Source organism: Aeromicrobium sp. 10G20-16, assembly GCF_055809665.1.
In genome coordinates this window covers 2,086,457-2,110,609 of sequence record NZ_CM147919.1, presented here as the reverse complement: position 1 = coordinate 2,110,609, position 24,153 = coordinate 2,086,457, and the positions used below count along the sequence as shown (strand labels likewise).

The 24,153-nt window shown below is 68.1% G+C and carries 22 protein-coding genes and 1 pseudogene; 11 read left to right on the top strand and 12 right to left on the bottom strand.

Annotated elements, in window-relative coordinates; all coding sequences use genetic code 11:
* Positions 1-178 precede the first annotated feature (178 nt).
* The 3 genes from AC0L5F_RS10700 to AC0L5F_RS10690 form a co-directional block, all read right to left on the bottom strand.
* Positions 179-1,150, bottom strand: a complete 972-nt coding sequence (locus AC0L5F_RS10700) for a DUF4268 domain-containing protein (protein ID WP_473313343.1) — start codon at positions 1,148-1,150, stop codon at positions 179-181.
* A gap of 100 nt (positions 1,151-1,250) precedes the next feature.
* Positions 1,251-1,964: a HEPN domain-containing protein gene (locus AC0L5F_RS10695; protein ID WP_473313342.1), complete on the bottom strand. Its 714-nt coding sequence runs from the start codon at positions 1,962-1,964 to the stop codon at positions 1,251-1,253.
* A gap of 224 nt (positions 1,965-2,188) precedes the next feature.
* Positions 2,189-3,622, bottom strand: coding sequence for a CCA tRNA nucleotidyltransferase (locus tag AC0L5F_RS10690; RefSeq protein WP_473313341.1), 1,434 nt, complete (start codon positions 3,620-3,622; stop codon positions 2,189-2,191).
* A 67-nt stretch (positions 3,623-3,689) separates the two neighbouring features.
* Here AC0L5F_RS10690 and AC0L5F_RS10685 point away from each other — a divergent pair, with 67 nt between their 5' ends.
* The 5 genes from AC0L5F_RS10685 to trxA all read left to right on the top strand — a co-directional run bounded on the left by AC0L5F_RS10685 (position 3,690) and on the right by trxA (position 10,433).
* Entirely contained in the window at positions 3,690-5,735 is a 2,046-nt protein-coding gene (locus AC0L5F_RS10685; RefSeq protein ID WP_473313340.1) for a DUF6049 family protein, read from the top strand.
* Entirely contained in the window at positions 5,728-7,362 is a 1,635-nt protein-coding gene (gene murJ, locus AC0L5F_RS10680) for a murein biosynthesis integral membrane protein MurJ (protein WP_473313339.1), read from the top strand. The genes AC0L5F_RS10685 and murJ overlap by 8 nt, the downstream gene beginning before the upstream one ends.
* A gap of 81 nt (positions 7,363-7,443) precedes the next feature.
* Positions 7,444-9,012 carry a protein kinase family protein gene (locus AC0L5F_RS10675; protein ID WP_473313337.1) on the top strand — a complete coding sequence of 523 codons (1,569 nt, stop codon included), beginning with the start codon at positions 7,444-7,446 and terminating at the stop codon, positions 9,010-9,012.
* A gap of 80 nt (positions 9,013-9,092) precedes the next feature.
* The gene (trxB, locus tag AC0L5F_RS10670) at positions 9,093-10,064 is read left to right on the top strand and encodes a thioredoxin-disulfide reductase (protein WP_473313336.1); all 972 of its coding nucleotides are present in this window, start codon (positions 9,093-9,095) and stop codon (positions 10,062-10,064) included.
* A 45-nt stretch (positions 10,065-10,109) separates the two neighbouring features.
* Positions 10,110-10,433 carry a thioredoxin gene (gene trxA / locus AC0L5F_RS10665; protein WP_473313335.1) on the top strand — a complete coding sequence of 108 codons (324 nt, stop codon included), beginning with the start codon at positions 10,110-10,112 and terminating at the stop codon, positions 10,431-10,433.
* Between the two features lie 84 nt (positions 10,434-10,517).
* Here the strand turns inward: trxA and AC0L5F_RS10660 are convergent, their stop codons facing one another.
* Genes AC0L5F_RS10660 through rpmH form a run of 8 tightly spaced genes read right to left on the bottom strand, consistent with a single transcriptional unit; the run spans position 10,518 to position 15,252 of the window.
* Positions 10,518-11,438, bottom strand: a complete 921-nt coding sequence (locus AC0L5F_RS10660) for a ParB/RepB/Spo0J family partition protein (RefSeq protein ID WP_473313334.1) — start codon at positions 11,436-11,438, stop codon at positions 10,518-10,520.
* Positions 11,435-12,340, bottom strand: coding sequence for a ParA family protein (locus AC0L5F_RS10655; protein WP_473313333.1), 906 nt, complete (start codon positions 12,338-12,340; stop codon positions 11,435-11,437). Before AC0L5F_RS10655 ends, AC0L5F_RS10660 begins: the two co-directional genes overlap by 4 nt.
* A 35-nt stretch (positions 12,341-12,375) precedes the next feature.
* The gene (gene rsmG, locus AC0L5F_RS10650; protein ID WP_473313332.1) at positions 12,376-13,017 is read right to left on the bottom strand and encodes a 16S rRNA (guanine(527)-N(7))-methyltransferase RsmG; all 642 of its coding nucleotides are present in this window, start codon (positions 13,015-13,017) and stop codon (positions 12,376-12,378) included.
* A 9-nt stretch (positions 13,018-13,026) separates the two neighbouring features.
* A complete protein-coding gene (locus AC0L5F_RS10645) occupies positions 13,027-13,542 on the bottom strand; it encodes a Jag family protein (protein ID WP_473313331.1) in 516 nt (171 codons plus the stop codon).
* Complete coding sequence (yidC, locus tag AC0L5F_RS10640; RefSeq protein WP_473316183.1) at positions 13,542-14,459, bottom strand: membrane protein insertase YidC; 918 nt, start codon at positions 14,457-14,459, stop codon at positions 13,542-13,544. The genes AC0L5F_RS10645 and yidC overlap by 1 nt, the downstream gene beginning before the upstream one ends.
* Positions 14,460-14,479: 20 nt before the next feature.
* On the bottom strand, positions 14,480-14,722 hold the full coding sequence (gene yidD / locus AC0L5F_RS10635; protein WP_473316182.1) for a membrane protein insertion efficiency factor YidD: 243 nt from the start codon (positions 14,720-14,722) through the stop codon (positions 14,480-14,482).
* Positions 14,723-14,748: 26 nt separating this feature from the next.
* Positions 14,749-15,108, bottom strand: a complete 360-nt coding sequence (rnpA, locus tag AC0L5F_RS10630) for a ribonuclease P protein component (RefSeq protein ID WP_473313330.1) — start codon at positions 15,106-15,108, stop codon at positions 14,749-14,751.
* Between the two features lie 6 nt (positions 15,109-15,114).
* The gene (rpmH, locus tag AC0L5F_RS10625) at positions 15,115-15,252 is read right to left on the bottom strand and encodes a 50S ribosomal protein L34 (protein ID WP_473313329.1); all 138 of its coding nucleotides are present in this window, start codon (positions 15,250-15,252) and stop codon (positions 15,115-15,117) included.
* 356 nt (positions 15,253-15,608) lie between these two features.
* Between rpmH and dnaA the strand changes: the two genes are divergently transcribed.
* The 5 genes from dnaA (at position 15,609) to AC0L5F_RS10600 (ending at position 21,156) form a co-directional block, all read left to right on the top strand.
* A complete protein-coding gene (dnaA, locus tag AC0L5F_RS10620; RefSeq protein ID WP_473313328.1) occupies positions 15,609-17,057 on the top strand; it encodes a chromosomal replication initiator protein DnaA in 1,449 nt (482 codons plus the stop codon).
* Between the two features lie 388 nt (positions 17,058-17,445).
* Positions 17,446-18,588 carry a DNA polymerase III subunit beta gene (gene dnaN, locus AC0L5F_RS10615; protein WP_473313326.1) on the top strand — a complete coding sequence of 381 codons (1,143 nt, stop codon included), beginning with the start codon at positions 17,446-17,448 and terminating at the stop codon, positions 18,586-18,588.
* Positions 18,589-18,616: 28 nt separating this feature from the next.
* Positions 18,617-19,522 (top strand): phosphogluconate dehydrogenase (NAD(+)-dependent, decarboxylating), encoded by a 906-nt coding sequence (gene gnd / locus AC0L5F_RS10610; protein ID WP_473313325.1) that lies wholly within the window; start codon positions 18,617-18,619, stop codon positions 19,520-19,522.
* 7 nt (positions 19,523-19,529) lie between these two features.
* Positions 19,530-20,657 (top strand): DNA replication/repair protein RecF, encoded by a 1,128-nt coding sequence (gene recF / locus AC0L5F_RS10605; protein WP_473313324.1) that lies wholly within the window; start codon positions 19,530-19,532, stop codon positions 20,655-20,657.
* Positions 20,650-21,156, top strand: a complete 507-nt coding sequence (locus tag AC0L5F_RS10600) for a DciA family protein (protein ID WP_473313323.1) — start codon at positions 20,650-20,652, stop codon at positions 21,154-21,156. Before recF ends, AC0L5F_RS10600 begins: the two co-directional genes overlap by 8 nt.
* Here the strand turns inward: AC0L5F_RS10600 and AC0L5F_RS10595 are convergent.
* Complete coding sequence (locus AC0L5F_RS10595; protein WP_473313322.1) at positions 21,103-21,972, bottom strand: phosphatase PAP2 family protein; 870 nt, start codon at positions 21,970-21,972, stop codon at positions 21,103-21,105. The genes AC0L5F_RS10600 and AC0L5F_RS10595 overlap by 54 nt on opposite strands.
* A 164-nt stretch (positions 21,973-22,136) precedes the next feature.
* Here AC0L5F_RS10595 and gyrB point away from each other — a divergent pair.
* A pseudogene (gene gyrB, locus AC0L5F_RS10590) lies at positions 22,137-24,150 on the top strand (DNA topoisomerase (ATP-hydrolyzing) subunit B).
* Positions 24,151-24,153 lie beyond the last annotated feature (3 nt).

The following is a 24,153-nucleotide window of genomic DNA, read 5'->3' as shown; positions in this document are numbered from 1 at the left end:
AACCTAGACGCCACCACTGACACTGCTTCCGCTCTGCGATCCCAGTGTGGACAACAGTTCCTCAAGCGCCCGTTCGTGCCTCCGGCGGCAGCCATTGCGTTGACCAAAGCGACCACGATCGACGGCCTTGACCGCCGTGTGCTGGCCAGCTGCACACCGTCCATCCACCGCAAGTGTCCTAGCTGGGAATCTCCGCAACAGACTTGATCGCCTTGCGCAGTCGCGTTTGGCGATCCAGAAACCACTCGAGGTATTGACTCCAATCTTCCTCGTTCTCAATCTGAGCGTCTGGAAGATACTCGCAAACTCGGGCAGCTTTGCGCCCGTCCATGGGGTCCCACTCGAGCGCACCGCCGTAGACTTCCTCAACGGCTTTACGTTGAGCCAGCAGCTGCTCGAATCTTCGGGTGTTCGCCGCCGGGTCCGGGTCTTCGAAGTACAACTCGTTGATGAGACCCCGGCGCATGAACCCGCTGCTGTACACGGCTCCGGGCACACCTGCCGTGATGGGGTACCAAGATCCAACCGTGGTTCGAGTTCCACGGGTCCAGCCGACGCCTCGGTCGGTCATCAAGGCGATCCATCGAGTCCAGAACTCGCGGTACAGGCTCTGCCGACCGGACACCTCGCGCTGCGCCGCAGTTGTTGTTCGAATCACCTTCTCCCAGCCATTCGGTTGGGCGACCAGCCGAAATGCTGGGGCGGGATCCGATTCTCCGATGCGAACGACTTCGATCTGGACCGCGAAGAACTTGGTTCGCTCGTCCGTCCGTGAGTTCAGCCAGTCAACCGCCGAGCGGTGCTCTTCCCTGAAAGATGTGGCAAGCCAGACGATGGTTGTCGGGTCAGTTCCGGCCGCGTAGGTCAGAATCTGCCCGAGGTGGGTGTGGTCTGACTGCTCCAGCTGATTCTCGACGATTACCGGCTCGCCAGTGCTTGCATCGTGTCCGAGTAGATCGAGGCTGAACCCACCAACGGGATGCTCGGCAACTTCGAGGACAAGATCCATCCCGAGGAGCTCGCTCAACACATCCACGTTGTCCAACAGCCACGGGGTGAAGTCCCGCGCCTCGTGCGGCCAAACCTCGCGAGGTATAACGGGCCTTATCCTGCCGACACTCGCGCCCCCTCGAACGCTCAGGTGATCCATGAGATGCACACTGCCACGAGTCCACCATGCCCGCGGGCCAATGCGGGTATCCCTGTCGACAGCGAACTTGAAGTCAGCGTGAACGGCCGACTTCCGAGCTTCACTCGTTCCGACAGCATCTAGCGTCAGCGGGCGCCGCGTAGGGGTTCTGACCGGTGACGGAGAAGACGAAGGCTCCGAGGTGTGCGTCCATCGATCGGGTCAGGTCCATCACGAGCTGGTAGAAGTCCGAGATCTGGCGTTTCGTGATGGTCGTTGCGGCAGCACGATGGGCAAGTTCACCACGCAGCACGAGGTGCTCGTCCAAGGCCGCCCGCGGATCGTGCACTCGCTCACTTGTCCAACACTGACTCACATCTTCGATGCCGAAGGTGCGCCGGAACAGGTCATCAACGTTTCCGGCTTTCGGCGAGTTGAACACCAGCTCTTGACAGAGGCGGCGGGCTCGTTCGCCTGCGACATCGCGCCACCCCGTGCCTGCCAGTTTCCAAGGACTGAGGTCATGTTTGTCGTCCTTCACCTCACGAGCAATCGCGCGACGCACCGAGATCGGCAATGACTCGGCATCAACGATGCCGGTGATGAGTTCGGCCATCGTTTCAGTGAGAACGTCTTCGCAGTACGTCTCCCAGAGCGCCGAAATGAGCAGGTATGTGCCCTTATTGGCTGGACCGAGGTGTAGTTGGACAGCTCGACTGGTCTTCGCCGCTTGGCGCAAACTCCACAGGGACCGCACGTCGTCGCTGTTGTTGTGGAACGAAATCCTCGCTTGACTACGCGGCCCGGTGAGGGCACCTCCCTTGGGTGCAGTCATCTCGATAGCACTTTCTGCCGCATCGTTGAATCTTGACCGATGGCACTGACAAACCGGGATGACCACAGACGGGAACAGGACCGGATAGATTCGTCGCGAGCCGTCCATGACGCTCTGCCGCGGATGAATCACACCGCGGCCCTCGCGCAGAACCTTTGCATCGGCCAGACACCACCGGCCCGCTAGTTGCCCCGAATCAGGCGCATCGGCCAGTCAGTCCTGCCTCAACCACGAGCGGCCCAGAACGCCCTGAGCGCCTCGGTGGCCTGCTCCTCCCCCAACGGGCCGCGGTCCATGCGCAGGTCCATCAGGAAGCGGTAGGCCTCGCCGACCTCTCGACCGGGGCCGATGCCGAGGATCTCCATGATCTGGGTGCCGTCGAGGTCAGGACGCAGCGCGTCGAGCTGCTCCTGCTCGGCGAGCACCGCGATGCGCTCCTCGAGCTCGTCGTAGGTGCGCTGCAGTCGCGCCGCCTTGCGCTGGTTGCGGGTGGTGGAGTCGGCCCGGGTGAGGATGTGCAGCCGCTCGAGCTGGTCACCTGCGTCGCGCACGTAGCGGCGCACCGCGGAGTCGGTCCACTCGCCCGAGCCGTACCCGTGGAACCGCAGGTGCAGCTCGACCAGCGTGCAGACCTGGTCGACGACGTCGTTGCTGTAGCGCAAGGCCCGCAGGCGCTTGCGGGCCAGCTTGGCGCCCACGACGTCGTGGTGGTGGAACGTGACCGTGCCGCCCTCGACGAACCGCCGCGTCTTGGGCTTGCCGATGTCGTGCAGCAGTGCGGCGAGCCGGATGACCAGGTCGGGCTGATGGTCCAGCCGGCCCTCGAGTGCGATGGCCTGCTCCAGCACGGTCAACGAGTGCTCGTAGACGTCCTTGTGGCGGTGGTGCTCGTCGCGCTCCAGGATCAGGGCCGGCAGCTCGGGCAGCATCTGCTCGGCCAGGCCGGTGTCGACCAGCAGGCGCAGGCCCACGACGGGGTGGTCGGCGAGCAGGATCTTGTCCAGCTCGATGCGCATGCGCTCGGCCGAGACGATCGACAGACGCCCGGCCATGTCGACCATCGCCTGGCGGACGTCCGGATCGACCGTGAAGTCCAGCTGGGCGGCGAACCGGGCCGCCCGCATCATCCGCAGCGGATCGTCACCGAAGGAGACCTCCGGTGCCACCGGGGTGCGCAGTCGCCGGGCCGCGAGATCGTCGAGGCCACCGAACAGGTCGACCACCTCGCGCGACGGCAGCCGGATGGCCATGGCGTTCACGGCGAAGTCCCGGCGTGACAGGTCTGCCTGCAGCGAGTCGCCGAACCGGACGGCGGGCTTGCGCGAGTCCGGGTCGTACTCGTCGCTGCGGTAGGTGGTGATCTCGAGCTCGTGCTGACCGTGACGCAGCCCGATCGTGCCGAACTCACGGCCCATGTCCCACAGGGCGTCGGCCCACGGGGCCACGATCTGCTCGATCTGCTCCGGCGTGGCCGAGGTGGTGAAGTCCCAGTCGTTGCCGGGGCGATCGAGCACGGCGTCACGCACCGGTCCGCCGACGACGGCCAGCTCGTGCCCCGCGTCGGAGAAGGCGCGGCCGAGGTCGGTCAGGAAGCCCAAGGCGTCCAACCGCGCGTCGATCCGCGCCTGCTGCTCGGGGGTGAGGCTGTTCGTCGGCACGGGGACACACTCTATCGGCGGATCGACGGGGCTCGGTCACCTCCGGTGCCCCGACTAGCATGAGTTGGTGATCCGGAGACGACGCACGGCCGCGGGGCTCCTGCTCGCGACCCTGCTCGCGGGGCTCATGGTCCGACCGTCCACGGCATCGGCCGCCGACTCCTCGGGCGTGCTCACCACCATCACGAACGTGTCGCCGTCGCAGCTCGGCGCGGCGGCCGACGTGACCCTCTCCGGCCGCGTCACCAACACCGGCGACCAGGCATGGACCGACGCCCAGGCCTACCTCGTCATCCGCCCGCAGCCGATCACCTCGCGATCGGACCTCGCCGATGCGGTCCGGACCGACCCGGGTTTCGCCGGTCCGCGCGTGGTCGACGTCGGGCTCTTCGACGAGATCGGAGACCTGCCTGCCGGCGCCACCCGCCCGTTCACCGTCACCGTGCCGGCCAAGCAGCTGCCGATCTCAGGCGCCGACGGCGTGTACCCCGTCGGCATCCAGATCCTCGCCACCGATGCCTCCGGCGCACGCAGCAACGCGGCGATCTCACGTGCGATCACCGTGCTGCCTCTCATGAGCGGAGACCACCCCGCGGTGTCGACGACCGTGGTGTGGTCGTTCTTCATGCCGGTCGGGCGCGACGTCACCGGTCGCGTGCTCGACCTCGACACCCTGCTCGCGAGCATCAGCACCGGCGGGCGGCTGCGCCAGCAGCTCGACGCGGCCATCGCCCGCGGTGCCGTGGGCCGCGGCGTCATCGTGGATCCCGCGCTGGTGCTGGCCGTCGACGATCTCGCCGAGGGCCGCGCACCCAACGACCTCACGGACGCCCAGCGACAGATCGCGGCGACGTTCCGGGACGACCTGGTGTCGATCAGCACCGGACCGTCGGCCTGGGTCCTCGACTACGACCGCACCGACGTGCTGGCGCTGGTCGGTGATCCGGCACTCAGGCGCCGGCTGTTCGGCGCCGTCGAGAACGCCACCGAGTCGGTCATCCAGGAGTTCGGGCTGTCGACCCGACGCGTGTCCTGGCCCGTGTCCGGTGGCGTGACCCGCTCCCTGCTGACCAGTCTTCGCGCACGCGGCGCCGATCCGGTGGTGGTCAACTCGTCGGACCTGTCGCGCTGGACCGATTCCTCGGGCTCGCTGGTCGACGTGCCCACGACCAGCGGGGACCTTCCGCTGCTGGTCAACGACCGCGTCCTCGACGACCTGCCCGGCGAGACGTCGGGCGCCGTCCTGCGTCAGGAGACGCTGGCCGCGGCAGCGTTCTCGTCCCTGGAGCGGGAGGCCGACCCTGCGTCACGGGCCGGTGCTCTCGTGCTGGTCGATCCGTTCTGGACGCCCCGCGCGGACGACCCGGTGCTCACGTCCACCGAGCCCTGGACCGCCCCGTTCTCGGCACCCAACGACCTCGGCGCCGTCGTGCGTGATCCGCGGTTCACCGGCACCGTGCCCCGCACCACCTCGGTCCGCACGCTGCCGGAGTCGCTGCTCGACGCCGCCGACACCGCCTACCGCGACGGAGACGTGCTCAACTCCGCGGCATCGGACGAGTCCGTCTCCTCCGCCGACAGCCGTGCACGTGCCGTGGCCGGGGTGCTGGGCGTGCGGTGGCGCACCCAGCGGTCGACCGGCATCATGCTGGCTCGCGAGCTGCAGCGTGAGGTCACCCGCGACCTCAACGCGATCACCGTCATGGGTCCGCCGTCGGTCACGCTGTCCAGCTCGTCCGGCGGGTTCCCCCTGACGATCACCAACGGCAGTGACGAGGAGGTCTCGGTCGGCGTCCGCCTGTCGTCGAGCAATCCAGCGCTCCGGCTGCCCGACCAGGACCAGGTGCAGATCGCTGCCGGGGAACGCATGACGCTCACCGTCGACGTCGACCTCGGCCAGCAGAACGCCACGACCGTCACGGCACAGCTGCTCACGCCGGACGGCCGCCCGTTCGGCACGACGAGCGAGTTCAACGTGCGCTCGAGCCGGGTGGGCGCAGTCCTCTGGATCACGATGGCCGCCGCCGGCGTGTTCGTCGCGCTGGCGCTCGCCCGCCGGTTCCTCAGCAGGCGAGGCGGTCCGACGGTCGAGGCAGGTCCCGACGATGACTGAGCAGAACTCGCTGGCGCGCGCCAGCGCCTGGATGGCCCTGGGCACAATCGTGTCGCGCCTGACCGGATTCGTGCGCGCCGGCCTGCTGATCGTCGTGATCGGCAAGTCGCTCAACGCCGACCTGTTCGACATCGCCAACACCGTGCCCAACGCGCTGTACATCCTGGTGGCGGGCGGGATCTTCAACGTGGTCCTCGTTCCCCAGCTGGTCCGAGCCATGAGCAACGACGCCGACGGTGGCGACGCCTATGCCAACCGGGTCATCACCCTCGGCCTCCTGGTGCTCGCGGTCGGCACCCTGGTGCTGGTCGTGGCCGTTCCGTGGCTCATGCGCGTGTTCTACGGCGCCGATCTGTTCGAGCCCGGCAACGCGGTGCAGCGCGACTCCGCCCGACTGCTGATGTGGCTGTGCATGCCGCAGGTGTTCTTCTACGGCGCCTTCGTGCTGGTCGGCCAGGTGCTGAACGCCCGCCGCCGGTTCGGCCCGATGATGTGGGCGCCCATCGTCAACAACCTGGTCGCCATCGCGGTGCTGGTCGCCTACGCGCTCACGTTCGGGGTGTCCGACGCCACCGACGGCTTCACGACGCGCGAGGCCCTCGTCCTGGGCGTCGGGTCGACCGTCGCGATCGTGCTGCAGACCCTGGTGCTGGTGCCCTACCTGCGCCGCGCCGGGTTCAGGTACCGCCCACGGTTCGACTTCCGCGGGGTGGGCATGGGCCACACCCTGCGGCTCGGCATGTGGACGTTGCTGTTCATCGTCGCGAACCAGGTGGCGTTCATCGTGGTCAACCGGCTCGGAAACGCCGCCACCCTGGAGGGCAAGTCGCTCGACGTGCCCGCCGCCGGCGTGGCGGTGTACTCGTTCGGCTTCCTGGTCAGCCAGGTGCCGCACGGTGTCATCACGGTGTCGTTGGCCACCGCGATCATCCCGACGCTGTCCTCGCTGGCCGCGGCCGGCGACCTCGACCGGTTCCGCCTCGAGCTCGGGCGCACGATCCGCATGGCCCTGGTCATCGTGGTGCCGCTGGCCGTCGCCGTCGCGTGCCTCGGCGGCCCGTTGTCGACCGCCGCCGGCATCGTCGGTGCCGTGGAGGGAGACACGTCGCTGATCGGCAACACCATCTCGGCGTTCGGCCTCGCGATGGTCACGTTCACCTTCCACTACCTGATGGTGCGCGGCTTCTACGCCAACGAGGACACCCGCACGCCGTTCTTCATCCAGGTGGCGATCGCAGCGGTCAACATCGTCGCGGCCGTCGTGCTGTCCCGGCTGGTCGATCCGGCCCACGTCGCCATGATGCTGGCGTTGTCGTTCGGCCTGGCCTACGGCGTCGGCGCCACGCTGTCCACCACGCTGCTGAGTCGTCGGTTCGGTCCGATGATCGACCGCGAGATGATGGTGTTCCTCGGCCGTCTGATCCTCGCCTCCGCCGTCACCGCGGGCGTCATGCTCGGATCGGCGCGCGGGCTCGCCGCCCTGGGCCTGGATCCGACGCGCGCCAGCGGGGGTCTGCCGATCGCCGTGATCTCCGGCCTGGTGGGCGCGGCGGCCTACGTGGTGTCCACCCGTCTGCTGCGCATGGAGCAGCTGCCGTACCTGGTCGCCACCCTGCGCCGCCGCTGACCGCACGGACACACCGGCGATCGGCGTCACGGAACGCTGGTCCGGCTGTCTACCATGACAAGGACGCGTGAAGGAGTGTCGATGAGCGAGCGGCGGACGTTGGCCTCCGGCGACGTCCTGGCGCATCGATACGAGCTGCAGGACCTCGTGTCCGAGAAGTTCGGAGCGGCCACCTGGCGGGCCCACGACCAGACGCTCAACCGCAACGTCGGTCTCGAGCTGCTGCCCAGCAGCGATGCTCGCGCCGAGCACTTCCTCGAGGCCGCGCGCCAGTCGACCGCCGTCAACGACCCGCGCTTTCTGCGCGTCCTCGACCTGATCTCCGACGAGCAGGCCCATCACCTGGTGGTGCGGGAGTGGGCTCGGGCCTTCCCGCTCGACCAGGTGCTGCTGCAGTCGGCCCTGCCCAACCGTCGCGCCGCCACCGTCGTCGCCGAGGTGGCCGAGGCGCTGGCCCATGCCCACGAGAACGGGGTCTACCACCGTCGACTGACACCTCATCAGGTGCTGCTGAAGCAGTCCGGCGCCGTCCGCGTCGTCGGTCTCGGCGTCGCGACGGCTCTGGCCCCGGCCGATCACCACGACTCCGCTGCGGACCTGGTCGCCTACGAGCACGAGGACGTCGAGTCCCTCGGACGCCTGCTGTACGCCTCGTTGACCAGCAGGTGGCCCGGTTCGACCGTCGACGGATTGCCGCCCGCGCCCACCGAGCACGGCCGACTGCTGCGCCCCCGCCAGGTCCGGGCCGGGGTCTCGCGCGACATCGACGACGTGTGCGACCGGATCCTGGGTGTCCCCCCGCGCGAGCACCGACCACGACTCACCAACGCCGCCGACATCGCTCGCACCCTGCGCCTCTCCGGCGAGGACGACGACCTGCACGACGACCAGCCCAGTCTCAGCAACATCTCCTCGCCGGACCTGCTGCGCCTGGACCCGGTGATCGTGCCGCAGGGCCCGCCGCCCGGTCTCGAGCCGCCGCGCCGACGACCCAAGGCCTACGAACCGGCGCCACCGACGACGTTCGAGCGGGCCAAGGCGCGCGGACGCCGCGCCACGCGTGGCGACCGCGCCCTGGTGCTGCTCGGCATTCTGGTGGGTCTGGCCCTGATCTCCACCCTGATCTTCCTGGCCGATCGCTCCACGCAGTCCCCGACGGCCGCGATCGACGACTCGTCGCCGGTGCGCACGCTCCCACTGAGATCGGCCACCGACTTCGATCCGCAAGGGTCGGACGGCGAGGAGAACCCACGGCAGGCGTCCCGGGCCATCGACGGCAACCCGGACACCAGCTGGTCGACGTCGCGCTACTTCGGCAACCCGAACCTGGGCGGTCTCAAGGACGGTGTCGGACTGCTGGTCGACCTCGGTGGCACCCGCCAGATCACCTCGCTGCGGATCCTGCTCGGCTCCGGTCCCACGAACCTGTCGGTGTACGTCGCCCCCGAGGGTGCCAGCAAGGCTCCCACGCGACTGCGGGATCTCGATCGTGTCGCCACGATCGACGCCGCCGGTGCGGACGCGACCGTCTCGCTGCCGTCCGGGGTGGTCTCCCGCTACGTCGTGGTCTTCCTGACCCGGCTGCCCGAGAGCAGCCCCGGGGAGTACGTCGGAACGATCCGTGAGATCGGGGTCCGGGGTCGCGGATAGGGGAATGTCCGCGTCCTAGACTGCGTTGAGACGAGTACGTGCGCAGCACGCGCCATCCCCGACGAACAGGAGCTCGCCCCATGGGTGACATCCGCAATCTGATCATCATCGGCTCCGGACCCTCGGGCTACACCGCCGCCGTGTACGCCGCGCGGGCCAACCTCGAGCCCTTGGTCTTCGAAGGGTCGGTCACCGCCGGCGGCGCCCTCATGAACACCACCGACGTCGAGAACTTCCCCGGCTTCCCCGAGGGCATCATGGGCCCCGAGCTCATGGACAACTTCCGGGCCCAGGCCGAGCGCTTCGGCGCCGAGCTCGTCGCCGACGACGTCACCGCCGTGGACCTCACCGGTGACATCAAGACCGTCACCCTGGGCGACGGCAGCACGCACCAGGCGCGGGCCGTCGTGCTCGCCACCGGCTCGGGCTACCGCAAGCTGGACATCGACGGCGAGGACCGCCTGTCGGGCCGTGGCGTCAGCTGGTGCGCGACCTGCGACGGATTCTTCTTCCGCGAGCAGAACATCGTCGTGGTCGGCGGAGGCGACAGCGCCCTCGAGGAGGCCACCTTCTTGACCCGCTTCGCCAGCAAGGTCACGCTGGTGCACCGCCGCGACGAGCTGCGCGCATCCAAGATCATGCAGGACCGCGCCATCGCCAACGACAAGATCGAGTTCGCGTGGAACTCCGAGGTCGCCGAGATCCATGGCGACGAGACGCTCGAAGGCCTCACGCTGCGTGACACCGTCACCGGCGAGACCCGCCGCATCGACGCCACCGGGTTGTTCATCGCCATCGGTCACGATCCGCGCTCGGAGCTGCTCACCGGACAGGTCGATCTCGACGACGAGGGCTACGTGCTGGTGAAGCCCGGATCCACCGCCACCAACCTGGCCGGCGTCTTCGCGGCCGGCGACCTGGTCGACCACACCTACCGACAGGCCATCACGGCTGCCGGCACCGGGTGTGCGGCCTCGCTCGACGCCGAGCGCTACCTGGCCGACCTCGAGCACGCCGGCGCACCGGCTCCCGACGCCGCCCTCGTCGACTGAACCCAGCACCACCTTCCACCACCCACCCACCCAGCAGGAGCACCCATGGCAGACATCACCGCCGTCACCGACGCCGACTTCAAGGAGAAGGTCCTCGACGCCGACGGCCCCGTGCTCGTCGACTTCTGGGCCAGCTGGTGCGGCCCGTGCCGCCAGCTCGCCCCGATCCTCGAGGAGATCGCCACCGAGAAGGACGGCGCCCTCACGATCGTCAAGATGGACGCCGACGCGAACCCGGTCACGCCCGCGCAGTACAAGGTGATCGGTCTGCCGACCATGAACCTGTACTACAAGGGCGAGGTCGTCCGCTCCATCACCGGCGTGCGCCCCAAGTCGGCGATCCTCAACGAGCTGTCCGAATTCGCCTGAGACTGCAGGACATCGCAAAAGGGGCGGCCCGTGTGGGCCGCCCCTTCTGTGTCTTTGTTTCTTTGTCGACAAATACCCTTGTCGCTATGAACCGGCTTTCTTCCCGTCCATCAGGCCCACGATCCGCTCCAGGTCGTCGATCGTCGCGAACTCGATGACGACCTTGCCCTTGCTCCGTCCCAGGTCGATCTTGACCCGGGTGTCGTAGCGATCCGAGAGTCGGTCGGCGATCTCGGCGAGCCGCGGCGCCGACATGGTCGGACCCCGCCGGGCGGCGGTCTTGGTCGATCCGGTGTCGGGGCCGACCGCCACGATCTCCTCGAGCGCTCGGACCGACAGACCCTCGGCGACCACCCGGCTGGCGAGCCGGTCCTGGATCTCCGGATTGGCCACGCTGACGAGCGCGCGCGCATGCCCGGCCGACAGCACACCGGCCGCCACCCGACGCTGCACGGTGGGGGTGAGCTTCAGCAGACGCAGGGTGTTGCTGATCTGGGGCCGCGACCGGCCGATGCGATCGGCCAGCTCGTCGTGAGTGCAGCCGAAGTCGTCCAGCAGCTGCTGGTACGCCGACGCCTCCTCGAGGGGGTTCAGCTGCGAACGGTGCAGGTTCTCCAGCAGGGCGTCGCGCAGGAGGTCCGCGTCGTCGGTCTCGCGCACGATGGCACCGATGGAGGACAGGCCGGCCTCTTGGTGCGCTCGCCACCGGCGCTCGCCCATGATCAGCTCGTAGCGGTCGGCGCCCACCGACCGCACCACGATCGGCTGCAGCAGCCCGATCTCCTTGATGGAGTGGACGAGCTCGGCCATGTCGTCGGCGTCGAACACCGAGCGGGGCTGACGCGGGTTGGGAACGATCTGGGTCAGGGGGATGTCGGCGTAGCGGGCTCCCTCGACCTCCTCCAGACCCGACTCGCGCGCCGCCGCAGCGGTGGCCGGGATCAACGCCTCCAGGCCGCGGCCGAGTCCGCGCGACTGCTTGCCTGCGGTGCGGGGGGTGCTCATGCGCGTCCTCCTGAGGACTGGGTGATCTCGCGCGCCGCCTCGAGGTAGGACAGCGCTCCGCTCGAGACGGGGTCGTAGGTCAGCACGGTCTGCTGATAGCTGGGCGCCTCCGAGATGCGCACGGCTCGGGGAATCGTGGTGCGCAGCACCGTGTCCCCGAAGTGCGAGCGCACCTCCTCGACCACGCCGGAGGCGAGTCGGGTGCGGCCGTCGTACATCGTCAGCAAGATGGTGGAGATGTCGAGCGCCGGGTTCAGGTGCGACTTCACCAGCTCGATGTTGCGCACCAGCTGGCCCAGGCCCTCGAGCGCGTAGTACTCGCACTGGATCGGGATCAGCACCTCACGACCGGCCACCATCGCGTTCACGGTGAGCAGCCCGAGCGAGGGCGGGCAGTCGATGAAGACGTAGTCGATGACGTCGCCGGCCTCCTCGCAGTCGCGCAGATAGGTCTGCAGCGCGCGGTCGAGACGCGACTCGCGCGCGACCAGCGAGACCAGCTCGACCTCGGCGCCGGCCAGGTCGATCGATGCCGGCAGCACGGTGAGCCCGGGGATGTCCGGGCACGGGCTGACCAGCTCGTCGATGTCGGTGCCCTCGACGATCGCCTCGTAGACACCGGCCGCGCCCTCGTGGTGCGGGACGTTCAGCGCGGTCGACGCGTTGCCTTGTGGATCGAGGTCGATCACCAGGACGCGCAGTCCGCGCAGTCCCATCGCTGCAGCGATGTTGACGGTCGTCGTGGTCTTGCCGACGCCGCCCTTCTGGTTCGCTACGACGAAGATGCGGGTCTGGTCCGGACGCTCGAACGTCGGGAAGCTCGCCACGCGCTGTGCGAGCTCGACGTGGGCCTCGGCTTCGTGCGCCAGAGGGGTGTGCTCGGGTGGCAGTGGGGTGGTCACCGCGCCCCTTTCCATGGTTTCACGTGAAACACCGCTCACGCGGAGACTTCGACGACGGTGGTCGGAACCGCCCCGTTGGGGTAGGTCTGCACCACGATAGTGGTGGCGCCGAACCGGCGGAGCGTCGCGGTAGCCGCCTCGACCTCCTCGGCAGCGGACTGCCCCTTGAGGGCCAGTAGTACGCCGCCGGGCTTCTTCACCAGCGGCATGCACCAGCGAGCCAGACGGTCCATGTTCGCCACCGCGCGCGCCGTGACGACGTCGAAGGTGTCATGGACGTCCTCGGCCCGTGCACGCACGACCGTGCAGTTCTCCAGACCCAGACGCTCGACGGCCTCGGTCAGGAACGTGGTGCGTCGCAGCAGCGGCTCGATCAACGACACGGACAGATCGGGGCGCGCGATGGCCCACACGATGCCGGGCAGGCCGGCACCCGTCCCGACGTCGGCCACCGAGGCACCGTGTGGCACACGAGGCAGCACCACGGCCGAGTTCATGACGTGGCGGGACCACAGCCGCGGAACCTCACGGGGACCGATCAACCCGCGCGTGACGCCGTCGGTGGCCAACAGCTCGACATAGGCCTCGGCGAGTGGCAGCCGGGACGAGAACACCCCCGCCGCGTCGACCATGAGATCTGTGGGCGGGGGTGTTTCACGTGAAACATCGTCAGGCATGGAGCGAGGCTACCCCTGAACCTCGGCGTCGACATCGGCGTCCACACGGGTCGTGCCAGCGCCCGGGAGCACCACCACGTAGCGGTGCGGCTCCACGCCGGCGGACTCGCTGGTGAGTCCCGCATCGGCGACGGTGTCGTGCACCACCTTGCGCTCGAACGGAGTCATCGGATCCATCGAGACCGAGGCCTCGCCGGCGCCCACCTGCTCGATGGCCACCTGCGCCAGCGTCACCAGCTCGGCGCGACGAGCTGCCCGGAACCCACCGATGTCGAGCATCAGCCTGCTGCGCTCGCCGGTCTCGCGGTAGACCGCCAGACGGGTCAGCTCCTGGAGGGCGTCGAGCACCTCACCGTCGTCGCCCACCAGGTGACCGAGCTCGCCGCCGACGATCTCGACCGCAGCGCGATCACCCTCGACGTCCATGTCGATGTCACCGTCGAGGTCGGCGATGTCCAGCAGCTCCTCGAGGAAGTCCGCGGCGATGTCGCCTTCCTTCTCCAGCTTCGATGCATCCGTGCTCATCACTTGCCGCCCTTCTTGCGCTTGCTGCGCGCTTGGTTCTTGGGTTGTTGGCGAACCGGCTTCGGCTCCGCCTCGATCGCCGCGTCCTTCGCCGCCTGCAACGGGTCCTCGGTGACCGTCTTGCCCTTCTTCGCGTCGCGCTCCTGCTTCTGCTTGAACGCGGGAGTTCCGGGGGAGGGGTTGTTGCGGATGACGTAGAACTGCTGACCCATGGTCCAGATGTTCGACGTGACCCAGTAGAAGAGGACGCCCAGCGGGAAGATCACGCCGCTGATGGCGAAGACGAACGGGAGGATGTACAGCAGCATCTTCTGCTGCTGCGCGTACTGCCCGGTCATGGCATCGGCCGGCATGTTCTTGCTCATCAGCTGCCGCTGCGTCGTGAACTGCGTGGCCACCATGATGATGACCAACGACATCGTCAGGATGCGGGTGCCGGTCAGGTCGGTGTTCGTGAACGTGTCGGCGATGCGCGCGCCGAGCAGCTGGGCGTTCTGCAGCTGCGTCGCATTCTCGGCGGTCATGAAGCCACGAGCACCCGCGGCGCCGTCCTGGGCGGCGCGGTCGATCACGCGGAACAGCGCGAAGAACACCGGCATCTGCAGGATCAGCGGCAGGCACGACGCCAGCGGGTTGGTGCCGGTCTCCTGGAACAGCTTCATCTGCTCCTGCTGGAGCTTTTGCCGATCGTGCTTGTACTTCTGCTGCAGGGCCTTGATCTGGGGCTGCAGCAGCTGCATGTTCCGGCTGCTCTTGATCTGCTTGACGAACAGCGGGATCAGCAGGGTGCGGATCGTGACGGTGAGCCCGATGATCGACAGGACCCAGGTCCAGCCGGACTCCGCCGGCAGCACCGTGGAGAAGATCTCGTGCCAGACCAGCAGGATGCCGGACACCGCGTAGTACAGCGGTGTCATGATCGCCGAGCCGATGTCGCCTAGGAAGCCCACGACTGTTCTCCTTGTGAAGTGCGATCATGCTGCGACGCAGCATGTCGATGGGGTGGAACTGGATCGAGCCCGCCGGGTGCCCACGGGTGGCAACGTCCCAACCGTCGCACGGCCAACCACGCGCCGCGCACGGAACCGTGCACCTGCACCGCCTCGAGCGCGTACGCCGAACAGCTGGGGTAGTAGCGACACACGTCGCCGTACAGCGGGCTGATGGCGAACCGGTACACCCGCAACAGTGCCACGAGAAGGTACTTCACCGCGCGGCCAGACCGGCATCGAGCGACACACCCGCGCGCACCAACGCAGCATCGAGCTGATCGCCGAGTGCACGCGAGGACGCGGTGGACGATGCGGGCAGTGCACGCACGACGACCCGTGAGCCCGCCGGCAGCTGATCGACGCGGTCGCGCATCAGGTGACGAAGACGCCTCTTGACACGGTTGCGGTCGACCGCCGACCCGACGGCCTTGCTCACGACGAAACCGACGGTCGATCGACCGCCGGTTCCCTTCACGACGTGCGCCACCAGGGTCGGCTGAGCTCCTCGCGATCCACGTCGAACCGTGGACCGGAAGTCGTTGCCGTCACGCATGCGTTGCCCTGGGGCCAGCACGATGACTCAGGCGGAGAGCTTTGCGCGGCCCTTGCGGCGGCGGTTGGCCAGGATCGAGCGGCCGGCGCGGGTGCGCATGCGCAGACGGAAACCGTGCTTCTTGGACCGACGACGATTGTTCGGCTGATAGGTGCGCTTGCTCACGATGTTTCCTCACAGAACGATGTACACAGATGGTGACGTCCGGCGGGACCGGGTGTCGATCACGCACATGACGACGTCCATCCGCGGGCTCGCGGCAGGAGTCGTCCACAGACGATCTCACCACGGTACGGGTCGCCTGTCTGGACGGTCAAACCGACCTCATACGGCAGGGCAGCCGCAGGTTCGTGACGACACGCCGACGACGACGTCACGAGATCGTGCAACTCGCTTGTGACCACTGACCTGCGCTGCTAGCGTCACGCCGTACCGATCACTTTTCCACAGACTTGGCGCCCCACTCTTGCCGGCTGCACATGTTGTGGAAAACCATGTGGATCATGACCCGGAGGCGCCCTATGACCGACCTTGCCGAGACCCCTGCGGACGACGCGCTGCGGAGGATCTGGGGCGAGGCGATCGCCACGTTGTCGCCAGGCGCGAAGGTCTGGGTCTACGCCGCGCAGCCGATGTCACTGCACAACAACATCTTGCTGGTCGCCGTCCCTGACGACCTCACCCGCGCCCAGCTCGAGGCCCGGGTCAAGCCGGCGCTCGAGCAGGCGCTGACGCAAGCACTCGGCTCGGAGACCCGACTCGTGGTCAGCATCGAGCCCGACCTCGCCGACCAGCTGCACGAGGGCGAGACGGTCGAGGACATCGACGACCAGATCGACGACGACCTCGACGACGAGGATCGCGACGAGTTCGTCGCCAGCTGGGACTCCGGCGCACCGAAGATCGGACCGGCTCGCATCGGTGGCGCCTCGGAGGCCCGACTCAACCCGCGCTACCTGTTCGAGAACTTCGTCATCGGCTCGTCGAACCGGTTCGCCCACGCGGCCGCCGTCGCCGTCGCGGAGGCACCCGGCAAGGCGTACAACCCGTTGGTCATCCACGGCGAGTCCGGGCTCGGCAAGACCCACCTCCTGCACGCCATCGGCCACTACGTCCTGAACTTCTACCCCTCCTCGCGTGTGCGCTACGTCAGCAGCGAGGAGTTCACCAACGACGTCATCAACGCCATCCGCAACAACCAGACCGCCGCGCTCAAGCGCAAGTACCGCGAGGTCGACGTGCTGCTGGTCGATGACATCCAGTTCCTCGAGGGCAAGGAATCGACCCAGACCGAGTTCTTCCACACCTTCAACGCGCTGCACAACGAGAACAAGCAGATCGTGATGACCTCGGACCGTCCCCCCAAGAACCTGACCACGTTGGAGGACCGGCTGCGCAACCGCTTCGAGTGGGGTCTGACCACCGACGTGCAGCCGCCCGATCTCGAGACCCGCATCGCGATCTTGCGCAAGAAGGCCGCCAACGAGAAGCTCACGGCGCCGGCCGACGTGCTGGAGTTCATCGCCAGCAAGGTCCAGACCAACATCCGTGAGCTCGAGGGCGCACTGATCCGCGCCACCGCCTTCGCCAACCTGCAGGGCACCACGGTCGATCTCAACCTGGCGCACATCGTGCTCAAGGACCTGGTCGCCGAGGGCGAGGAGCCCGACATCTCGGTGTCGATGATCATGGCGCAGACCGCGACCTACTCCGAGTTCACGATCGACGACCTGTGCAGCGCCAACCGCAGTCGCAATCTCGTGCTGGCTCGCCAGATCGCCATGTACCTGTGCCGCGAGCTCACCGACATGTCGCTGCCCAAGATCGGGCAGGAGTTCGGCGGCCGTGACCACACCACCGTGATGCACGCAGACCGCAAGATCCGCAAGCTGATGGCCGAGAAGCACGCCGTCTACAACCAGGTCACCGAGCTGACCGCGCGCATCAAGCAGCAGGCCCGCCAACCGTGACACGCCTGCAACGGCAGGGCGTCGTGCACACCTGGGGACGAGCCTGTGGGAAAGACCGAGAAAATCGTGGACAGAAGGTGTCCAGATGTGAACAGAGTGTGAACGGCATCACAGGATCCACAGCATCCCGTAGCTTCTCCCTCCAGGCCCACACATCTTGTCCACCGGCAGAATTTCTGGAATTACAAGAAAAAACCACGTTGTCCACGGAATCCACAGAGGCTATGACTACTACTGAACCTCTTCATCACCAGATGACCAGTAGAAATCACCTCGACCGTCACCTGTGGGCATCGTTCACCAGGCCTCACCTGCCTGTTGCCGAGGCCCTTGACCGTGGCAGGATGCTGGACGACAGCCACCTGGCCCGCCCGAAAGGCAGCACGACGTGAAGTTCCGCATCGAACGCGACACCTTCGCCGACGCTGTCGCCTGGACTGCGCGCAGCCTGCCGAACCGTCCGAGCGTCCCCGTGCTCGCCGGCCTGCTCATCGAGTCGTCAGCCGACGGTCTCACCCTGTCCGGCTTCGACTACGAGACCTCCACCCGCGCCACCTTGCCGGCCGAGGTCTCCGGTGAGGGCCGTGTCCTGGTCTCCGGTCGGCTGCTCGCCGAGATCGTGAAGTCGCTTCCTGCCAAGCCGGTCGACGTCACCCTCGACGGCACCAAGGTGCAGGTCGTGTGCGGCAGCGCCCGCTTCAGCCTGCAGACCATGCCGGTCGAGGAGTACCCCCAGCTGCCGCAGATGCCCACGGCCTCCGGCACCGTCAAGGCCGACGTCTTCGCCACCGCCGTGGCCCAGGCCAGTGCCGCCGCCGGGCGCGACGACATGCTGCCGCTGCTCACCGGTGTGCGCCTCGAGCTCGAGGGCGACACCATCTCGTTGATGGCCACCGACCGATTCCGCGCGAGCCTGCGCGATCTGCAGTGGTTCCCCGAGAAGACCGACCTGTCGGCGCAGGCGCTCGTGCCCGCGCGCGTCCTGGGAGAGACCGCGCGGTCGCTCACCAGCGGCGGCGACGTCACCATCGCGGTGTCGGCCGGCGAGTCCGGCGACGGACTGATCGGCTTCGAGGGTGCCGTCGGCAACGGCACGCGCCGCACGACCACCCGACTGCTCGAAGGTGACTTCCCCCGGGTCCGTCAGCTGTTCCAGGCCCAGGCCGAGACCGTGGCCTACGTCGACACCCACGCGTTCGTCGACTCGGTCAAGCGCGTGGCGCTCGTCGCCGAGCGCAACACCCCGGTGCGCCTGACCTTCGCCGACGGTGTCCTGCTGCTCGAGGCCGGAAGTGGCGACGAGGCGCAGGCCTCGGAGTCGGTCGAGGCCACCATCGACGGCCCCGACATCTCGATCGGCTTCAACCCCACCTACCTGCTCGAGGGACTGGGCGTCATGTCCGACCCGGTCGTGCACCTGTCGTTCACCCAGCACACCAAGCCAGCCGCCATCTCCGGCGTCAAGGAGATCGGCGCCGATCCTGACGGAGCCTTCCGCTACCTGATCATGCCGGTGCGCCTGCAGAGCTGAACCACCCACGAACCCCAGAGGAGCCAGCATGGACATCGGACTGGTAGGACTCGGCAAGATGGGCGGCAACATGCGCACCCGCATGCGCAACGCCGACATCACCGTGGTCGGGTACGACCGCAATCCCGACGTCTCGGACGTCGACTCGCTCGCAGCGATGGTCGAGCAGCTTCCGTCACCCAAAATCGTGTGGGTCATGGTGCCGGCCGGCGAGATCACCCGTTCCACCGTCACCGAGCTGATCGACCTGCTCGACGCCGGCGACGTCATCGTCGACGGCGGCAACTCGCGCTGGACCGACGATGAGAAGCACGCCGAGCTCGCAGCCGCCAAGAACATCGGCTACGTCGACTGCGGCGTCAGCGGTGGGGTGTGGGGCCTGGAGAACGGCTACGCGCTGATGGCCGGCGGCGACGCCGACGACATCGCCAAGGTGCAGTTCGCCTTCGACGCCCTCAAGCCCCCGGGCGAGTCCGGCTTCGTCCACGCCGGTCGCGTCGGTGCGGGTCACTTCTCCAAGATGGTCCACAACGGCATCGAGTACGCCATGATGCAGGCCTACGCCGAGGGCTTCGAGCTGCTCGAGAAGGTCGACATGGTCGACAACGTCACCGCTGTGTTCGACTCGTGGCGCGAGGGCACCGTGGTGCGTTCGTGGCTGCTGGACCTGCTGGTCAAGGCGCTCGAGGACGATCCGGGTCTGAGCAAGGTGCGCGGCTACGCCGACGACTCCGGCGAGGGCCGCTGGACCGTCGAGGCGGCCATCGACAACGCGGTGCCGATGCACACCATCGCGGCGTCGTTGTTCGCGCGGTTCACCTCGCGCCAGGACGAGTCGCCGGCCATGCAGGCGGTCGCGGCCATGCGTCAGCAGTTCGGCGGCCACGCCGTCAAGGCGGCCGCCGAGGCCGGGCACGACCCCGACTCGGCCTGACGCCGGCGTGCACGTCGCTCGCCTCACCCTCCACGACTTCCGGTCCTACCCGGAGGCCGAGATCCATCTGGATCCCGGCGCCGTCTGCTTCATCGGCGCCAACGGGCAGGGCAAGACCAACCTCGTCGAGGCGATCGAGTACCTGTCGCGCCTGGACTCGCACCGGGTCTCCAGCGACGTCCCCCTCGTGCGGTCCGGCGCCGAGCGCGCCGTCGTGCGCGCCGACGTCGTGCGCGGCGACCGCACCGCCTTGTTGGAGCTGGAGATCATCCCCGGCAAGTCCAATCGGGCCCGCATCAACCGCGGAGACCTGCCCCGCGTGCGTGACCTGGTCGGCGTGCTGCGCACGGTGACGTTCTCGCCCGACGACCTGCAGCTGGTCAAGGGCGACCCGTCCGACCGCAGACACTTCCTCGACGCGCTGCTGGTGCTCCGCACGCCCCGCCTCGCGGGCGTGAAGGCCGACTTCGACCGCGTCCTGCGCCAGCGCAACACGCTGCTCAAGAGCGCGGGGAGGAGGCGCGACGTCGAGATCGCCACCCTCGACATCTGGGACGAGAACCTGGCCCGCCTCGGCGGCGAGCTGATCGCCCAGCGCCTGGTCCTGCTCGACGATCTCGCACCGCACCTGGTGGAGGCCCACACCCGGGTCGCGTCCGGTGCCGCCGAGGACCGGCGCGCGGTCACGGCCGTCTACAAGCCGTCGATCGACCTGCCGGCGTCCGAACGGGACCAGGCGGTGATCGCGGAAGCCCTGCTGGCGGAGATGGGCCGGCGGCGCGGCGACGAGCTGGACCGTGGCATCAGTCTCGTCGGACCGCACCGCGACGAGGTGGTGCTGTCGATCGGTCAGCTGCCGGCCAAGGGCTACGCCAGCCACGGCGAGTCGTGGTCGCTCGCGCTCGCGTTGCGCCTGTCCGCGTTCGAGCTGCTGCGCACCGACGGTGACGATCCGGTGCTGATCCTCGACGACGTGTTCGCCGAGCTCGACCAGGGCCGCCGCCAGCAGCTGGCCGACCTGGTCGGCGACGCCGAGCAGGTGCTGGTCACGGCCGCGGTCGCCGACGACGTGCCCGACGAGCTCAAGGGTCAGCGGTTCGTGGTGGCCGGGGGCACGGTGACCGAGGATGCCTGACCAGCCCGACGAGCCCGATCCCCTGGACCTGGCACGCGACATCACCGATCGGTACAAGCGCGGGGGAAGACCCGCCCCGCCCGGCGGTTCTCGCCCCCCGCGCCGCCGGCCACCACCCGCCACCGAACGCCGTCAGCGGCGTGACGACCCCGTGCCGATCGGCGAGGTGCTCGGCGAGATGATCCGAGAGCGCGGCTGGGGCAAGCACATCGACGCGCAGCGGGTCTTCGACGACTGGGCCACGATCGTCGGTCCGGAGGTGGCGCAGCACTCGCGGGTCGTGGGGTTCGCCGATGCCGTCGTGCACGTCGAGACGCGCACGACCGCGTGGGCCACGCAGCTGAGGCTGCTCGCCCCGCGCATCGTGGCCAAGCTCAACGAGGCACTGGGCGACGGGTCGGTGCTGCGCATCGACATCCGCGGCCCCCAGGCGCCCAGCTGGACGTCAGGCCCGCGCTCGATCCGCGGTCAGCGCGGACCCCGGGACACCTACGGCTGACGGCGATGTTTCACGGGGAACATCGTCGTCGAACGCCAACCAGCTGACCAGCACGGTGAAGACGATCACCGCGACGCCGACCAGGCCCAGCACCGCCGACGCGTCGACCACGCCGTCCCATCCGCCGGTGGGTCGTACGCCGATCAGCACCAGGGCCACGAGCGCGCCGAGGGATCCGAGCGCCGACACGATCACGCCGGCACGCGCCCCGACCACCTGGCGCGACAGCACCACGGAGGCGAGGGCCGACCACACCAGGCAGACGCCGAGGGCCGCGACGATGTCGGACGGACGGTGCCAGCCGGCCACGATGGTGGAGGCAGCCGTCATGGTCGTGGCGGCCGCCCCGCCCAGCATCGCGATCACCCGTAGCGTCGGTGGCGCGGTGAGCACCGTCGCCGCGGTGGCGCTCGCCACCACGGTGGTGTGCCCGCTCGGCAGCGAGTTCAGGGTCGAGAGCCCGAAGTCGGGCCGGTCCAGGACCAGGTGCTTGAGCAGCTGCGTCGTCACGTTCGCTCCGACGATCACGCCCACCGCTCCCAGTGCCCAGCGCGCGTTGCCGCGGGCGAGGGCCAGCGCCACGCACACCAGCATCACGATCAGGATCGCTGCGATCGACACGTTGCCGAGGAAGGCCAGCAGGGACAGGCGCGCGTCGCGGCCGGCGTAGACGGTGTTCATGGCCCGCTGGTCGAGACGCTGTCCCGACGACGTTCCGACCGCGCCGAGGTAGGTGAGGACCAGCACGGCCGCACCCAGCACGGCGCACCCCACCGCGACGGCGCGGGAGACGACGGATTCGTGGGTGACGGCCATGACACCAGCCTGCCACGGTGGGCCGCCGTCCGGGTCCACGGCCGACCCCGAGCTCATGCGGGGGACTGCGAGCACGTCACAGCCACGATTCTGTGCCTCTCAGACCCACTCGACGCTCGCGACACGGCGAGGCGAGGAGACGGTTCAACCGTCAGACGCACGCTATGGGCCCGTATACTGACGGAGTGAATCAAACTCCAGATCCTGAGCAGTCCTACGACGCGAGCAACATCCAGGTGCTCGAAGGTCTGGAGGCGGTGCGCAAGCGCCCCGGCATGTACATCGGCTCCACGGGTGAGCGCGGACTGCACCACCTGGTCTACGAGGTCGTCGACAACTCGGTCGACGAGGCTCTTGCCGGTCACGCCACCCACATCGAGGTCGTGCTGCAGGCCGACGGCGGCGTCCGCGTCGTCGACGACGGCCGCGGCATCCCGGTCGACATGCACGCCACCGAGAAGATGCCGGCCGTCACCCTGGTGCTCACGTCGCTGCACGCCGGCGGCAAGTTCGGCGGCGGCGGCTACAAGGTCTCCGGTGGTCTGCACGGCGTCGGCGTCTCGGTCGTCAACGCGCTGAGCACCAAGCTGCACGTCGAGGTCAAGCGTGACGGCTACGTCTGGACCCAGTCGTTCACCTACGGAGAGCCCGACGCCGACCTCGTGCGCGGCGAGGCCACCGACGACACCGGCACCACGACCACGTTCTACGCCAGCGCCGACATCTTCGAGACCGTCGAGTACTCCTACGAGACGCTCAAGACGCGTTTTCGTGAGATGGCGTTCCTCAACAAGGGCCTCGAGCTGGTCCTGCGCGACGAGCGCGACGCCACCACCGAGGCGGCCGAGGGCGACTCGGCCGTCGACTCCATCGAGAGCGAGGCGCGCTTCCGCTTCGACAACGGCCTGGTCGACTACGTCGACCACATCAACGTCGGCAGCAAGTCGCCCATCCACAACGGGGTCATCGCCTTCGAGTCCGAGGACGAGGCCAAGGGCCTGTCGCTCGAGGTCGCCATGCAGTGGAACGACAGCTTCAGCGAGTCGGTGCACACCTTCGCCAACACCATCAACACCCATGAGGGTGGCACGCACGAGGAGGGCTTCCGCGCGGCCCTGACCTCCACGGTCAACAAGTTCGCCACCACCCAGGGCCTGATCAAGAAGGCCAGCGACAACCTCTCCGGCGACGACATCCGCGAGGGCCTCACCGCGATCATCTCGATCAAGCTCGAGGAGCCCCAGTTCGAGGGTCAGACCAAGACCAAGCTGGGCAACAGCGAGGCCAAGTCCTACGTGCAGTCGGTCCTCAACGACGAGCTCGGCGCGTGGTTCGAGCAGCACCCCGCCGAGGGCAAGGTCATCGTGCGCAAGTCCATCGACGCGGCCACCGCCCGCATGGCGGCACGCAAGGCCCGTGACCTCGCGCGCAACCGCAAGGGGTTCCTCGGCAGCGGCGGTCTGCCCGGCAAGCTCGCCGACTGCTCCAGCCGCAACCCTGAGGAGTGCGAGATCTTCGTCGTCGAGGGCAACTCGGCCGGCGGCTCGGCCAAGGGCGGCCGCGACCCGCGCACCCAGGCGATCCTCCCGCTGCGCGGCAAGATCCTGAACGTCGAGAAGGCACGCATCGACAAGATCCTGCAGAACGCCGAGGTCCAGGCGATCATCTCCGCGCTCGGCACCGGGGTGCACGAGGACTTCGACATCGAGAAGCTTCCGGTATCACAAGATCGTGCTGATGGCCGACGCCGACGTCGACGGCCAGCACATCTCCACCCTGCTGCTCACGCTGCTGTTCCGCTTCATGAAGCCGTTGATCGACGGCGGCCACGTGTACCTGGCCCAGCCGCCGCTGTACAAGATCAAGTGGACCAACCACCCGCACGACCTGGCCTACTCCGACCGCGAGCGCGATGCGCTGCTCGAGTCCGGCGCGGCCGCCGGACACCGGTTGCCCAAGGAGGCTCCGGTGCAGCGCTACAAGGGTCTCGGCGAGATGAACGACTCCGAGCTGTGGGAGACGACCATGGATCCGGATGCGCGCGTCCTGCGCCAGGTCACCCTCGAGGACGGCGCCGCCGCCGACCTCATGTTCACGGTGCTGATGGGTGAGGACGTCGAGCAACGACGGTCCTTCATCCAGCGCAACGCCAAAGACGTTCGCTTCCTCGACATCTAAGGG

What these genes read in the sequence shown, in the direction of transcription:
- AC0L5F_RS10645 (WP_473313331.1), bottom strand. Translation starts at nt 13,542, where the DNA reads ATGAGCACGGATGCATCGAAGCTGGAGAAGGAAGGCGACATCGCCGCG.
- AC0L5F_RS10660 (WP_473313334.1), bottom strand. Translation starts at nt 11,438, where the DNA reads ATGAGCACCCCCCGCACCGCAGGCAAGCAGTCGCGCGGACTCGGCCGC.
- trxA (WP_473313335.1), top strand. Translation starts at nt 10,110, where the DNA reads ATGGCAGACATCACCGCCGTCACCGACGCCGACTTCAAGGAGAAGGTC.
- AC0L5F_RS10600 (WP_473313323.1), top strand. Translation starts at nt 20,650, where the DNA reads ATGCCTGACCAGCCCGACGAGCCCGATCCCCTGGACCTGGCACGCGAC.
- gnd (WP_473313325.1), top strand. Translation starts at nt 18,617, where the DNA reads ATGGACATCGGACTGGTAGGACTCGGCAAGATGGGCGGCAACATGCGC.
- AC0L5F_RS10595 (WP_473313322.1), bottom strand. Translation starts at nt 21,972, where the DNA reads ATGGCCGTCACCCACGAATCCGTCGTCTCCCGCGCCGTCGCGGTGGGG.
- trxB (WP_473313336.1), top strand. Translation starts at nt 9,093, where the DNA reads ATGGGTGACATCCGCAATCTGATCATCATCGGCTCCGGACCCTCGGGC.
- AC0L5F_RS10700 (WP_473313343.1), bottom strand. Translation starts at nt 1,150, where the DNA reads ATGGATCACCTGAGCGTTCGAGGGGGCGCGAGTGTCGGCAGGATAAGG.
- rsmG (WP_473313332.1), bottom strand. Translation starts at nt 13,017, where the DNA reads ATGCCTGACGATGTTTCACGTGAAACACCCCCGCCCACAGATCTCATG.
- AC0L5F_RS10695 (WP_473313342.1), bottom strand. Translation starts at nt 1,964, where the DNA reads ATGACTGCACCCAAGGGAGGTGCCCTCACCGGGCCGCGTAGTCAAGCG.
- dnaA (WP_473313328.1), top strand. Translation starts at nt 15,609, where the DNA reads ATGACCGACCTTGCCGAGACCCCTGCGGACGACGCGCTGCGGAGGATC.
- yidC (WP_473316183.1), bottom strand. Translation starts at nt 14,459, where the DNA reads ATGACACCGCTGTACTACGCGGTGTCCGGCATCCTGCTGGTCTGGCAC.
- AC0L5F_RS10675 (WP_473313337.1), top strand. Translation starts at nt 7,444, where the DNA reads ATGAGCGAGCGGCGGACGTTGGCCTCCGGCGACGTCCTGGCGCATCGA.
- murJ (WP_473313339.1), top strand. Translation starts at nt 5,728, where the DNA reads ATGACTGAGCAGAACTCGCTGGCGCGCGCCAGCGCCTGGATGGCCCTG.